14 protein-coding genes are annotated in these 12058 nt (G+C 73.6%); 6 read left to right on the top strand and 8 right to left on the bottom strand.

Annotation, left to right across the window (positions count from 1 at the left end):
* Positions 1 to 149: 149 nt before the first annotated feature.
* The 3 genes from ACRWND_RS19435 (at position 150) to ACRWND_RS19425 (ending at position 3192) form a co-directional block, all read left to right on the top strand.
* Complete coding sequence (locus tag ACRWND_RS19435) at positions 150 to 1460, top strand: magnesium transporter MgtE N-terminal domain-containing protein (RefSeq protein WP_431951035.1); 1311 nt, start codon at positions 150 to 152, stop codon at positions 1458 to 1460.
* Positions 1424 to 1951, top strand: a complete 528-nt coding sequence (locus ACRWND_RS19430) for a DUF1003 domain-containing protein (RefSeq protein WP_431951073.1) — start codon at positions 1424 to 1426, stop codon at positions 1949 to 1951. Before ACRWND_RS19435 ends, ACRWND_RS19430 begins: the two co-directional genes overlap by 37 nt.
* 80 nt (positions 1952 to 2031) lie before the next feature.
* Complete coding sequence (locus ACRWND_RS19425) at positions 2032 to 3192, top strand: Mrp/NBP35 family ATP-binding protein (RefSeq protein ID WP_431951033.1); 1161 nt, start codon at positions 2032 to 2034, stop codon at positions 3190 to 3192.
* Positions 3193 to 3277: 85 nt separating this feature from the next.
* On the opposite strand, the gene ACRWND_RS19420 is transcribed toward ACRWND_RS19425, so the two are convergent.
* From ACRWND_RS19420 to sigE, 5 genes are all read right to left on the bottom strand, one after another.
* Positions 3278 to 3889: a hypothetical protein gene (locus ACRWND_RS19420; protein ID WP_431951029.1), complete on the bottom strand. Its 612-nt coding sequence runs from the start codon at positions 3887 to 3889 to the stop codon at positions 3278 to 3280.
* A gap of 79 nt (positions 3890 to 3968) precedes the next feature.
* Positions 3969 to 4421, bottom strand: a complete 453-nt coding sequence (locus ACRWND_RS19415; RefSeq protein WP_431951028.1) for a sec-independent translocase — start codon at positions 4419 to 4421, stop codon at positions 3969 to 3971.
* Positions 4422 to 4582: 161 nt separating this feature from the next.
* On the bottom strand, positions 4583 to 6115 hold the full coding sequence (locus tag ACRWND_RS19410; protein WP_431951026.1) for a S1C family serine protease: 1533 nt from the start codon (positions 6113 to 6115) through the stop codon (positions 4583 to 4585).
* 69 nt (positions 6116 to 6184) lie between these two features.
* Entirely contained in the window at positions 6185 to 7165 is a 981-nt protein-coding gene (locus ACRWND_RS19405; RefSeq protein WP_431951024.1) for a zf-HC2 domain-containing protein, read from the bottom strand.
* The gene (gene sigE, locus ACRWND_RS19400) at positions 7162 to 7938 is read right to left on the bottom strand and encodes an RNA polymerase sigma factor SigE (protein WP_431951022.1); all 777 of its coding nucleotides are present in this window, start codon (positions 7936 to 7938) and stop codon (positions 7162 to 7164) included. The genes ACRWND_RS19405 and sigE overlap by 4 nt, the downstream gene beginning before the upstream one ends.
* A gap of 136 nt (positions 7939 to 8074) precedes the next feature.
* On the opposite strand from sigE, the gene ACRWND_RS19395 reads away from it, so the two are divergent.
* Positions 8075 to 8740, top strand: a complete 666-nt coding sequence (locus ACRWND_RS19395) for a class I SAM-dependent methyltransferase (protein ID WP_431951071.1) — start codon at positions 8075 to 8077, stop codon at positions 8738 to 8740.
* 107 nt (positions 8741 to 8847) lie between these two features.
* On the opposite strand, the gene ACRWND_RS19390 is transcribed toward ACRWND_RS19395, so the two are convergent.
* Positions 8848 to 9015, bottom strand: a complete 168-nt coding sequence (locus tag ACRWND_RS19390) for a DUF3117 domain-containing protein (RefSeq protein WP_018561471.1) — start codon at positions 9013 to 9015, stop codon at positions 8848 to 8850.
* A 259-nt stretch (positions 9016 to 9274) separates the two neighbouring features.
* On the opposite strand from ACRWND_RS19390, the gene ACRWND_RS19385 reads away from it, so the two are divergent.
* Complete coding sequence (locus ACRWND_RS19385; RefSeq protein WP_431951069.1) at positions 9275 to 10093, top strand: enoyl-CoA hydratase/isomerase family protein; 819 nt, start codon at positions 9275 to 9277, stop codon at positions 10091 to 10093.
* A gap of 10 nt (positions 10094 to 10103) precedes the next feature.
* On the opposite strand, the gene ACRWND_RS19380 is transcribed toward ACRWND_RS19385, so the two are convergent.
* A complete protein-coding gene (locus ACRWND_RS19380) occupies positions 10104 to 10694 on the bottom strand; it encodes a DNA-3-methyladenine glycosylase I (protein WP_431951020.1) in 591 nt (196 codons plus the stop codon).
* Positions 10691 to 11071: a DivIVA domain-containing protein gene (locus ACRWND_RS19375; RefSeq protein ID WP_431951018.1), complete on the bottom strand. Its 381-nt coding sequence runs from the start codon at positions 11069 to 11071 to the stop codon at positions 10691 to 10693. The genes ACRWND_RS19380 and ACRWND_RS19375 overlap by 4 nt, the downstream gene beginning before the upstream one ends.
* A gap of 124 nt (positions 11072 to 11195) precedes the next feature.
* On the opposite strand from ACRWND_RS19375, the gene folP reads away from it, so the two are divergent.
* On the top strand, positions 11196 to 12056 hold the full coding sequence (gene folP / locus ACRWND_RS19370; RefSeq protein ID WP_431951016.1) for a dihydropteroate synthase: 861 nt from the start codon (positions 11196 to 11198) through the stop codon (positions 12054 to 12056).
* Positions 12057 to 12058: the final 2 nt, after the last annotated feature.

Below are 12058 nucleotides of genomic sequence, written 5' to 3'. Positions count from 1 at the left end.
GCGCCCGTCACACCGGGGCAGCGGCGAACCGGAGCCGAAGCTACCGCAGCGTACCGCTGGCCGGGTGAACCGTGGTGAACGCCGTGCGAAGCCCCCGTGGAGAGCAGCATCGCGCGCCCCGCCGACCGGCGCGGCGTTAGCCTGGCGGCATGCCAGCGGGAACCTCCCGGGTGTTCGTCTCGCACCTTTCCGGGGTGCGGGTCTTCGACCCCAACGGCGACCAGGTCGGCCGGGTCCGGGACGTCGTCGTGATGCTGCGGGTCGGGGGCCGGGCGCCGCGTGTGCTGGGACTGGTGGTGGAGGTCGTCAGCCGCCGCCGGATCTTTCTGCCGATCACCCGGGTGACGGGCGTGGAGTCCGGCCAGGTGATCACCACGGGCGTCGTCAACATGCGGCGCTTCGAACAGCGCCCGAGCGAGACCCTGGTCCTGGGAGAGCTGCTCGACCGCCGGGTGACCCTCGTCGAGACCGGCGAGGAGGTGACCGTGCTGGACGTGTCGATGGTGCGGGCGGCCGCACGCCGCGAATGGACGATCGACAAGGTCTTCGTCCGCCGGGGCAAGGGCGGCCCGCTGCGGCGCGAGATCACCGGGCGCGTGCTTCCGTGGCGGGGTGGGGGCGGGCGGCGGGCCGGAGGGGAGACGCTGACGGTGCCGTGGTCGGCGGTCACGGGCTTCTCGCTGGACGAGCACGCGCAGGGCGCGGAGGCGCTGCTCGCCACCTTCGAGCAGCTGCGCGCGGCCGACCTGGCGAACGTCCTGCACCACCTGTCGCCCAAGCGCCGCGCCGAGGTCGCCGCCGCCCTCGACGACGACCGGCTCGCCGACGTCCTGGAGGAGCTGCCGGACGACGACCAGGTGGAGATCCTCGGCAAGCTGAAGCAGGAGCGCGCCGCCGACGTGCTGGAGGCGATGGACCCGGACGACGCCGCCGACCTGCTGGCCGAGCTGCCGGAGGAGGAGCAGGAAAGGCTGCTCGGTCTGATGGAGCCGCACGAGGCGGCCGACATGCGGCGGCTGATGTCGTACGAGGAGCGCACCGCCGGCGGCCTGATGACCACCGAGCCGATCGTGCTGCGCCCCGACGCCACCGTCGCCGACGCCCTGGCGCGGGTCCGCAACCCCGACCTGTCGCCCGCACTCGCCGCCCAGGTGTACGTGTGCCGGCCGCCGGACGAGACCCCGACCGGCACGTACCTGGGCACGGTGCACTTCCAGCGACTGCTGCGCGACCCCCCGTTCACCCTGGTCAGCGCGCTCATCGACAGCGACCTGCAGCCGCTGCCGCCGGACACCCCGCTGTCCGCGGTCACCAGCTTCCTCGCGGCGTACAACATGGTGTCCGTGCCGGTCGTGGACGACGGCGGCTCGCTGCTGGGCGCCGTCACCGTCGACGACGTCCTCGACCACCTCCTGCCGGAGGACTGGCGGGAGACGGAGCTGCACGAGGTGCCGCGGTGAGCGACGAGCGCCCCCGCGTCCGCCTCGACCAGCCGCAGGTACGGCGGATCAGCCCGCTGCCCGCCTACGACCCGGAGGCGTTCGGGCGGCTGTCGGAGAAGATCGCCCGTTTCCTGGGGACCGGCCGCTTCATCGTCTGGATGACGGTGGTGATCGTGGTGTGGGTGGCGTGGAACGCGCTGGCCCCGCGCCACCTGCGCTGGGACCCGTATCCCTTCATCTTCCTCACCCTGATGCTGTCGCTGCAGGCCTCGTACGCCGCGCCGCTGATCCTGCTGGCGCAGAACCGGCAGGCCGACCGCGACCGGGTCAACCTGGAGCAGGACCGCAAGGCGAACGAGCGCAGCATCGCCGACACCGAGTACCTGACCCGCGAGGTGGCCGCGCTGCGGCTGGGCCTGGGCGAGGTCGCCACGCGCGACTGGATCCGCTCCGAGCTGCAGGACCTGCGCCGGGACATCGGACCGCGGCAGCGGGCCGACGCGGAGTGATCGCCCAGCGTGCGGTCGCGGCCGCACGGACCCGTGCACGGGGGTCCTCCCGGGCACGGTACGGGACGTACCATCGACGCATGGCTACCGATCCTCCCCCAGGCTCCGCCCCCTCGCCCGACGCGGTGCGCGCCGCGCTCGCGACGGTGAACGACCCCGAGATCCACAAGCCGATCACCGATCTGGGCATGGTCAAGTCGGTCGACATCGCGGACGACGGCGCGGTGCGGGTCGGCGTGTACCTGACGGTTTCGGGCTGTCCGCTGCGGGACACCATCACCCGCTCGGTCACGGCCGCCGTCGCGAAGGTCCCCGGCGTCACCGGGGTGGCGGTCGAGCTGGACGTGATGAGCGACGAGCAGCGCCGCGAGCTGGCCACCTCGCTGCGCGGCGGCCAGGCGGAGCGGGAGATCCCGTTCGCCAAGCCCGGTTCGCTGACCCGGGTGTACGCGGTCGCGTCCGGCAAGGGCGGCGTCGGCAAGTCCTCGGTGACGGTGAATCTGGCGGCCGCGATGGCCGCCGACGGCCTGAAGGTCGGTGTGGTCGACGCCGACATCTACGGCCACAGCGTGCCGCGGATGCTGGGCGCGGACGGCCGTCCGACCCAGGTCGAGAACATGATCATGCCGCCCTCGGCCAACGGCGTGAAGGTCATCTCCATCGGCATGTTCACCCCGGGCAACGCCCCGGTGGTGTGGCGCGGCCCGATGCTCCACCGGGCGCTGCAGCAGTTCCTCGCCGACGTGTACTGGGGCGACCTGGACGTCCTGCTGCTCGACCTGCCGCCCGGCACGGGCGACATCGCGATCTCCGTCGCGCAGCTGGTCCCGAACGCCGAGATCCTCGTGGTCACCACGCCCCAGCAGGCGGCGGCCGAGGTCGCCGAGCGCGCGGGCACCATCGCGGTGCAGACCCACCAGAAGATCGTCGGCGTCATCGAGAACATGTCCGGGCTGCCCTGCCCGCACTGCGGCGAGATGGTCGACGTCTTCGGGACCGGCGGCGGCGAGCGCGTCGCCGAGGGGCTGACCCGCACCACCGGCGCCACCGTTCCCGTGCTCGGCCAGATCCCCATCGACGTGCGCCTGCGCGAGGGCGGCGACGACGGCCGCCCGGTCGTGCTGACCGACCCGGAGTCCCCGGCCGGCTCGGCGCTGCGGGCCATCGCGGGCAAGCTCGGCGGGCGCCAGCGCGGTCTCGCGGGCCTGTCGCTGGGCATCACCCCGCGCAACAAGTTCTGATCGGCACGCCGGGCCCACCGGGCCGGGGGTGACCGCCGAAGACACCCTCAGGGGCGCCTCCCTGCCGGGAGGCGCCCCTGCCGTCTCACGCCCGGTACGCGCCGATGTCCTCCACCTGGGCGAGGCCGAGCCCGTAGGCGCTCATCCCCTGCCCGAAGGCGCCCAGGTGCACCCCGCGTGCCGACCCGGCCAGCACCCAGCCGTACTCCGACTCGCGGTAGTGGAAGGGCGTGGGGACGCCGTCCACCGGCAGGGTCAGCGCCGACCAGGCGGAGCCGTCGAGGTGGTCCGCGAGGTCCCAGGCGATGGCGGTCTGCTGCTCGAGCCAGTCCTGCCGCAGGTGCCGCTCCATCCGGGTGGGCCAGGTGCAGCTCAGCAGCCCGGAGCCCGCGAGCCAGGCCGCCGTGGCGACGGAGGTGGCCTCCAGCACGCCGGTGCCGTCCGAGGTCTGCCGGAGCGGGCGCTCGGGCACCGTGACGACCACCACGAAGCGGCGGTTGCCGGGGGTGGGCTCGACCTTCACGGACGGCTCGTCGCCGTGGCCGGTGGAGCCGTGCTCGACCGTGCCGTCGGCGTTCAGCCCGACGGGGGCGAGCCAGCGCTCGCCGGTGAAGGCCTCGTCCAGCCCGTACCAGGGGAAGTCGGCCTTCAGGTGGCCGTCGGACGTACGATCCGCTGGGTCAGCTGTGGTCTCCATACGCGCGGCGCCTCCTCCATAAGGTCAGACCAGAGGGAGAATAGCCACTCACACCGCGTGAACGAGGCAGGCCCCCGTGTCAGGTGGCGTCGGAGTCGAAGGGCGGGGCCTCGCCGGGCGTCAGGCCGTCGCGCTTGCGCAGCAGGTCCGGGGTGCCGGAGGAGCCCGAGGTGCTCGCGGAGCCCGAGGCGCCCGAACCGCCGCTCTCGCGGCCGTGCACGGCGTCGGTGACCGCCGACAGCTCCTCCTTGAAGTCGAATCCGTTGCGGATCTCCTTCAGGCCCAGCTCGTCGTTGTCCAGCAGCTGCTTGCGGACGAAGTTCTTCGGGTTCAGGTCCTCGAACTCGAAGTCCTTGAACTCCGGACCCAGCTCGTTGCGGATGTCGGCCTTCGCGCTGTCCGAGAATTCCCGCACCTTGCGGACGAACTGCATCACGTCCCTGATGACCTTGGGCAGCTTGTCCGGCCCGAACACGAGAACGGCCAGGATCACGAGCGCGACGACCTCCAGCGCGCCTATGTCTGAAAACACCGTGCAGCTCCTCGTGGTCCTCGGCCGGCGGACGGAATCCGCGGGTCTCACCGTACCTGCCCCTACCGTCCACACGGGAGTGGGCAGGGTCAACAGTAGGCCGCGCCCCGGTAAATCCCGAACATCCCGTGCTGAGAGGCCGCGCGGACAGGCGGGGCCGCCTAGTCTCCGCTGGCAGAGCCCAGCGTCAGCTTCACGGCGCGCTCCTTGCCGTCCCGCTTCACGGTCAGCCGCAGCGTGTCGCCGGGCCGGTGCGCGCGGATCCGCACGATCAGCTCCTCGCCGCTGTGCACCCGCTTGCCGTCGACGGCGGTGATCACGTCGCCCGGCTCGATGCCCGCCTTGGCGCCGGGGCCGTTCGGGGTCACCGAATCGCCCTCGCCCTGGCCCTCCGGGCTGACCTGGGCGCCGTCACCGGAGTACGCCAGGTTGATGCTCACGCCGATCACCGGGTGCGTGGCCTTGCCGTCGTTGATCAGCTGCTCGGCGACCCGCTTGGCCTGGTTGACCGGGATGGCGAAGCCCAGGCCGATGCTCCCGCCCTGGCTGCCGTTGCCGAAGGGGTCGGTGCCGCTGTCCGCCGAGCGGATGGCGCTGTTGATGCCGATGACCAGGCCCTTGGCGTCGACCAGCGGCCCACCGGAGTTGCCGGGGTTGATCGGGGCGTCGGTCTGGATGGCGTCGACATAGCTGACGTCGCCGCCGTCGGTCTCCCCGCCCGCGGTGATCGGGCGCTGGGTGGCGCTGATGATGCCGGAGGTCACGGTCCCCTCGAGGCCGTAGGGCGCGCCGATGGCGACGACCGGGTCCCCGACCTGGGCGGCATCGGAGTCGCCGAGGGTCAGCGGGTGCAGTCCCTTGACGCCGCCCACCTTGATGACGGCCAGGTCGTAGCCGGTGTCACGGCCCACGATGGTGGCGGGTTCGACCTGGCCGCCGTTGAAGGTCACCGAGATCGTGCCGCCCTTGGCGACGCTCTCCACCACATGGTTGTTGGTGAGGATGTGCCCCTGGCCGTCCAGGACGAAGCCGGTGCCGGTGCCCTCCCCGCCGTCGCCCTTGACGTGGATGTAGACGACGCCGGGAAGGACCTGGGCGGCGATGCCCGCGATGCTGTCCGGAGGCCGGGTGCCGGCCTGCGCGGTGGCCTGCGGCAGGGTCACGTCCGGTGCGCCGCCGCTGTCGTGCACATAGGCGCCCAGCGCCCCGCCGATGCCTCCGGCGATCAGGGTCACGGCGACCAGGGCCGCGGCCAGCGGGGCGCGGCGGCTGCCCGTGGGCCGCGCGGGCGGCTGGGGTCCTGCGGGGCTGCCGGGAGCCGCCCAGGGGTCGTGGCGGTGCCACTGGCCCACGGACAGCGGCGGCGGGGACGCGGGCGGGCCGGCGGGCGGCGCGGCGGCGGGGTGGTACGGCGGGGGGGCCGCACCGGCGGGGTGCTGCACGGGCGGCGCGGGGGCCCATGGCCCGGGCTTGCCGTACGGCGGGGTGTCGTGAGGGTCCCGGGCGTGCCCGGGAGCCGCCTCCGCGGAGGCGGCGTCGGTGGCGTCCGGCGCGTCCGGCGCCTCCGCCACGGCGGGCGCCTCGGGCGCCTCGGGCGCGTCCGGGGCCGGCCGGTCAAGCGGCTCAGGGGGAGCCGGCGCGACCGTCTCCGGCCGGCTCCACCACTTCGGCCCTGCGGCCTTCCCCTCGTCCACGGTGCTCCCCTACGACGACCAGTCCTCCCTGGATTGAACCAGGAGTCGGCCCTGCCCGCAGCCGACCGCTCAGCGGGTCATGGTGAAGTGGCCGAGCAGGGGGGCGACCGCGTCGCGCGTGACGGGCGCCGCGGGGGAGGGCGCGGCACCGCTCGGCGCGCCGACCGAGGCGGCGACGGGGCCGGTGGCCGAGGGCGCGACGGCGGGCCCCGGGGTGACCCCGGGGACGACGGAGGCGGTCGAGCCACGGCCCGGCCGCTCGGCGCCGGCCAGGCCCAGGGGCCTGGTGACGGTGCCCGCGGGCACGGGGCCGTCCGCCGCCCCGGAGCCGTACGGGTGCATGCCCTCGGCCACGGGGGGCACCACGTCGCTGGTGGTCATGTTCCACACGTCGGCGGCCGCACGCGCGCTCCCGCCCGCGAACGGTGTCGCGGGGGCACCCGCACCCGCGCCGCTGCGGGAGAGCGGGGTGCCGCCCGCACCTTCCACGGCCGCGTCCAGCGGCAGGGCGCCGCCGAGCGCGATGGCCGCCATGGAGACCGCGCCGGCCGCGGCGAAGGCGAAACGGCGCCGGCCGCGGACCGCGGCGGGGGACGCCGGAGCGGCGGGGCCGACAGGCGTGACCGCTCCGCCGGAGCGGCCGCTCTCGTGGATCGGGAAGCCGCCGGAGCCGGAGGGGGGCAGCGGCAGGGAGAACTCCTCGCGCGCCTTGCCGAAGAGGCCGCCGCCCAGGCGCTCACCGCCGAGGCTGGCCGTCTCGATCAGCCCGCCGTCCCCGAAGGGCCCTCTTCCGCCGTCGCCGTCGTTCCCGGGCAACTCCTGGAGTCGGGCGAGCAGGGCCGCCGAGAGGGCGGGCGGCGCGGTGGCGGCCACCACGTCCTTCATCCGGCGCTGCTCGTCGGCCGCGGTCTTGCAGTCGGGGCAGGTCGCCAGGTGCGCGAGCACCCGGTCGCGGGCGTCGTCGTGCAGCTCGCCGTCGACGAAGGCGGCGAGATGGTCACCCAAGTGCTGGTCGGCACAGGCGAGGTGCCGGCTGACACCGCTGCTCACGTGCTCCCGCCCTCCAGGGCCGGCCGGGCGGCGGCCAGGACGGGCGCGGGACCGGGACGGGTGGCCGGCGCCCGGTGCTCCAGCGCCTTGCGCAGGTGGGAGCGGCCGCGGTGGATGCGGCTGCGCACGGTGCCCAGCTTGACCCCGAGCGTGGCGGCGATCTCCTCGTAGGACAGGCCCTCGATGTCGCAGAGCACCACGGCCGCGCGGAACTCCGGGGCGAGGGTGTCGAGCGCCTGCTGGATGTCCGCGTCGAAATGGGTGTCGGCGAAGTGCTGCGCAGGGGAGGGCTCGCGGCTCGGCAGCCGCTCGGCGGCGTCGTCACCGAGGGCGTCGAAGCGGATCCGCTGACGACGGCGGACCATGTCGAGGAAGAGGTTGGTGGTGATGCGGTGCAACCAGCCCTCGAAGGTGCCGGGGGTGTACGTCGACAGCGAACGGAAGACCCGGACGAAGACCTCCTGGGTGAGGTCCTCGGCGTCGTGCTGGTTTCCGGTGAGGCGGTACGCGAGGCGGTAGACCCGGGCACTGTGCGTGCTGACGATCTCCTCCCAGGAAGGGGGGGTCCACGCCTGGTTGTCCCCGTCGGTGGCGAAGGTCGCGTTCGCGGCCACAGTCGCGGACTCGTCGTTGCGCGGACGGTCGTCAGCAGTATCGGTCACGGATTTCGGCTCGCCGGCCGACCTGCGGAAGCGCGAGAGCACTCCGCGGTGACCCGCAGCAGCCGCACCTCCCCTGTCGGCTCTGGTGGTGTCCAGTAGAGCCCCTACCATAGCCACCTCGCCCGTTAGCTCCGGATAAATGCCGGGCTCACCGCACCCGGCCCCTGTCGTTCAGGCCCGTCCCCCACACCAACGAGCGGTCCCATCTGCGGGTTCCCGACCGCAACGGATACAGTCGCCGGGCGGGCTGCAACCGTCAGGCGGACAGGAGAGGGCAATTACCGGCAACCGGCAGGCGAGCTGGGCGTTCGCGGACGCTTTCGTCGCCGAGGACGACGCGCTGATACGCGCCCGCGAGCGGGCGCGTGAGGCAGGCGTGCGCCCTGTCTCCCCCGGCACCGGCGCGGCGCTGCGGCTGCTGGCCGCCGCCACCGACGCCAAGGCGGTCGTGGAGATCGGCACCGGGACCGGGGTCTCCGGGATCCACCTGCTGCACGGCATGCGTCCCGACGGCGTGCTGACCACCGTCGACACCGAACCCGACCGCCAGCAGCTCGCCCGCACCGCCTACCGGGAGGCGGGGTTCGCGGGGAACCGCGCCCGCTTCATTCCCGGCCGGGCGCTGGACGTCCTCCCCCGCCTCGCCGACGGCGGCTACGACCTGGTGTTCTGCGACGGGGACCGGCAGGAGTACCCGGACTACCTCGGCGAATCGCTGCGCCTGCTGCGGCCCGGCGGACTGGTCTGCTTCGAGGGGGCCTTCGCGCAGGGCCGTTCCATGGACGCCGCCCACTCGGAGCCGGAGGTGATGCGGCTGCGCGAACTGATGCGCACGGTACGGGACAACGCGGCCCTCGCCCCCGTCCTGCTGCCGACCGACGACGGACTGCTCTGCGCGGTACGGCGCGACTGAGAATCCCCCCGCCCGGAATGCGCCTGTTTCCGGACCGGCTCCCGCACGAGGAAACAGGCGGGCCCCCGGCGAGACGCCAGGGGCCCCAAGGCTTGATTGACCGGTTGTCAGGCGATGGCCTTCTTCAAGGCTTCGCCGAGTGCATCCGCCTCGTCCGGAGTCAGCTCGACGACAAGCCGTCCGCCGCCCTCGAGCGGAACGCGCATGATGATGCTCCGCCCCTCCTTGGTCACCTCGAGCGGGCCATCACCCGTCCGCGGCTTCATGGCCGCCATGCTCGTTCCCCTTCCTGAAACCAGCTCTTCGCAACCGGCGGCCCAGGCGCCACCGGACTCGAACACATTGGTTCTCGGCCATTATCCCGCATCGGGTGACCTGATGACCAACATCGGTTCCCATCCGTTCGAGAACCCCGTTCCGCAAAACCGTCCATTTCGGTGATCGCACTGCGCGGCGGGATTGACGGGTCTCATGTCGGCGCCGGGGATCTCCGGCATGCTGGCCCCGAACGTGAGCCGCGACGAAGGGGACCACATGGCCGACACCGTGCTGTACGAGGTGAGCGACGGCCTCGCCACCATCACCCTCAACCGCCCTGAGGCGAGGAACGCTCTGGACGTCGACACCAAGGCCGCCCTGCGGGACGCCCTGCGGACGGCGGGCGCCGATTCCGCGGTGCGGGCCGTGCTGCTGACCGCGAACGGGCAGGCCTTCTGCGTCGGCCAGGACCTCAAGGAGCACATCGCGCTGCTCGAGGAGGCCGGCGGCGCGGCGGGGACGCCCGCGGCCGGGCGCGGGGGCGCGATGTCGACGGTGCGCGAGCACTACAACCCGATCGTCACCGCGATCGCCACCATGCCCAAGCCCGTCGTCGCCGGGGTCAACGGGATCGCCGCGGGCGCCGGCGCGGGCTTCGCCTTCGCGTGCGACTACCGCGTGGTCGCCGACACCGCCGCTTTCAACACCTCCTTCGTCGGCGTGGGCCTGTCCGCCGACTCCGGCACGTCCTGGACGCTGCCCCGGCTGATCGGCCGCAGCCGCGCCGCCGAACTGCTGCTCTTCCCGCGCACCGTCAGCGCGCAGGAGGCACACGAGCTGGGCATCGCCAACCGCGTGGTGCCGGCCGGTGAGCTGGCCGCCGAGGCCGCCTCGGTCGCCCGCCGGCTCGCCGAGGGCCCGACGGTCGCCTACGCGGCGGTCAAGGCCTCCTTGGCCTACGGTGAGGCGCACTCGCTCGTCGACACCCTGGCCAAGGAGGACGAGCTGCAGACGGCCGCCGGCGCCTCCGAGGACCACCGGATCGCGGTCGACGCCTTCCTGAAGAAGGAGAAGCCCCGCTTCCTCGGCCGCTGAGCCGCGCCGCTCAGCGGCGGGCGCAGCAGTCGGCCAGGTGGTCGTCCACCAGGCCGCAGGCCTGCATCAGCGCATAGGCGGTGGTGGGGCCGACGAAGCGGAAGCCGCGCTTCTTGAGCTCCTTGGCCAGCGCGGTGGACTCCGCCGTGACGGCCGGTACGTCCGCGACCGTGCGGGGTGCCGGACGTCCGGCGGGGTCCGGTGCGTACGACCAGACCAGGGTGTCCAGGCCGCCCTCGTGGGACTCGCGCAGCGCCAGGGTGGCGTGCGCGTTGGCGATGGCGGCGTCGATCTTGGCGCTGTTGCGGATGATGCCGGTGTCGGCCAGCAGCCGCTCGCGGTCCTGGTCGGTGAAGGCGGCGACCGCCTCCGGAGAGAAGCCCGCGAAGGCCGCGCGGAAAGCCTCGCGGCGCCGCAGGATCGTGATCCACGACAGGCCCGACTGGAACGCCTCCAGGCACAGCCGCTCGAAGAGCGCCGCCTCGCCGTGCACCGGCCGGCCCCACTCGGTGTCGTGGTACGCGACGTAGTCGTGGGTGGACAGCCCCCACGGGCAGCGCGCCAGGCCGTCCGGCCCGGTCACCACGCCGCCTTCGCTCACAGCCCGCTCCCGGGAGCGGCCGGGCCCTCGGGGTCCCGCGGGACCTCGGGGGCGTCCTCGGCCGACGGGCCGCCGCCCAGCCGGGTCGCGTGGGCGCCGGCCAGCGCGGCCTCCAGGTCGGCGATGTGGGCGTCGCGCTGGGCCAGTTCCGCGCCGAGGCGGTCCAGCACGTCGTCCACGTCCACCATCCGGTAACCGCGCACGGTCACCGGCAGGCGGAGCCGCTCGACGTCCGCGCGGCCCACCGGCCGCTCCGGGGGCAGCCGGTCGTCCACCCGGTCCGGCTCCACGTCACGGAGCACCCCGCCGTCGCCGAGCACCGCGAGAGCGACGGCGGCGACCACCGCGACCAGCGCGATGAGCATGAACCAGAACAAGACCTCTCCCGGGGTCGGCCCGACGTGTACGCCACGATCGTGCCATGTCGCGCCGTGCGTGCGGGCCGCGGTCGGCGACTATCTTCGATCGGCGTACGACATTTCGAGGGAGGCGGGCGCAAACATGCTGCGGCTGGGCACACGGGAGTTCGGCGACCACGAGCCGGTGATCATGGCGATCGTTAACCGGACGCCGGACTCGTTCTACGACCAGGGCGCCACGTTCACCGACGCTCCGGCCCTCGACCGCGTCGAGCGCGCGGTCGCGGAGGGGGCCGCGATCATCGATGTCGGCGGGGTGAAGGCGGGCCCGGGCGAGGAGGTCTCCGCCCAGGAGGAGATCCGCAGGACGGCGGGCTTCGTCGCCGAGGTGCGCCGGCGCCACCCCGACGTGGTGATCAGCGTCGACACGTGGCGCCACGAGGTCGGCGAGGCGGTCTGCGAGGCCGGTGCGGACCTGCTCAACGACGCCTGGGGAGGGGTCGACCCCCGGCTCGCCGAGGTCGCCGCGAAGCACGGCGTCGGCCTGGTGTGCACCCACGCGGGCGGCGCGCTGCCGCGGACCCGGCCGCACCGGGTGGGCTACGAGGACGTGATGGCCGACATCCTGAAGGTGACGGTGGGCCTCGCCGAGCGGGCAGCCGCGCTCGGCGTGCGGCGGGACGCCATCCTCATCGACCCCGGCCACGACTTCGGGAAGAACACCCGGCACTCGCTGGAGGCGACGCGGCGGCTGCCGGAGATGACGGCGACGGGCTGGCCGGTGCTGGTCTCGCTGTCCAACAAGGACTTCGTCGGCGAGACCCTGGACCGGCCGGTCAAGGAGCGGCTGATCGGCACTCTGGCGACGACCGCCGTCTCGGCGTGGCTCGGCGCACAGGTGTACCGGGTGCACGAGGTCGCCGAGACGCGTCAGGTGCTGGACATGGTGGCCTCGATCGCGGGGCACCGGCCCCCGGCGGTCGCCCGGCGGGGGCTGGCGTAGCG

Origin of the sequence: Actinacidiphila sp. bgisy167 (assembly GCF_965342175.1) — a bacterium.
Classification (GTDB): Bacteria; Actinomycetota; Actinomycetes; order Streptomycetales; family Streptomycetaceae; genus Actinacidiphila.
This window is presented reverse-complemented; position numbering and strand designations above follow the sequence as displayed.

Excerpts from the sequence above, each read along its gene's own strand:
- ACRWND_RS19435 (WP_431951035.1), top strand. The coding sequence starts at position 150 with ATGCCAGCGGGAACCTCCCGGGTGTTCGTCTCGCACCTTTCCGGGGTG.
- ACRWND_RS19425 (WP_431951033.1), top strand. The coding sequence starts at position 2,032 with ATGGCTACCGATCCTCCCCCAGGCTCCGCCCCCTCGCCCGACGCGGTG.
- ACRWND_RS19420 (WP_431951029.1), bottom strand. The coding sequence starts at position 3,889 with ATGGAGACCACAGCTGACCCAGCGGATCGTACGTCCGACGGCCACCTG.
- sigE (WP_431951022.1), bottom strand. The coding sequence starts at position 7,938 with ATGGTAGGGGCTCTACTGGACACCACCAGAGCCGACAGGGGAGGTGCG.
- ACRWND_RS19390 (WP_018561471.1), bottom strand. The coding sequence starts at position 9,015 with ATGGCGGCCATGAAGCCGCGGACGGGTGATGGCCCGCTCGAGGTGACC.
- ACRWND_RS19385 (WP_431951069.1), top strand. The coding sequence starts at position 9,275 with ATGGCCGACACCGTGCTGTACGAGGTGAGCGACGGCCTCGCCACCATC.
- folP (WP_431951016.1), top strand. The coding sequence starts at position 11,196 with ATGCTGCGGCTGGGCACACGGGAGTTCGGCGACCACGAGCCGGTGATC.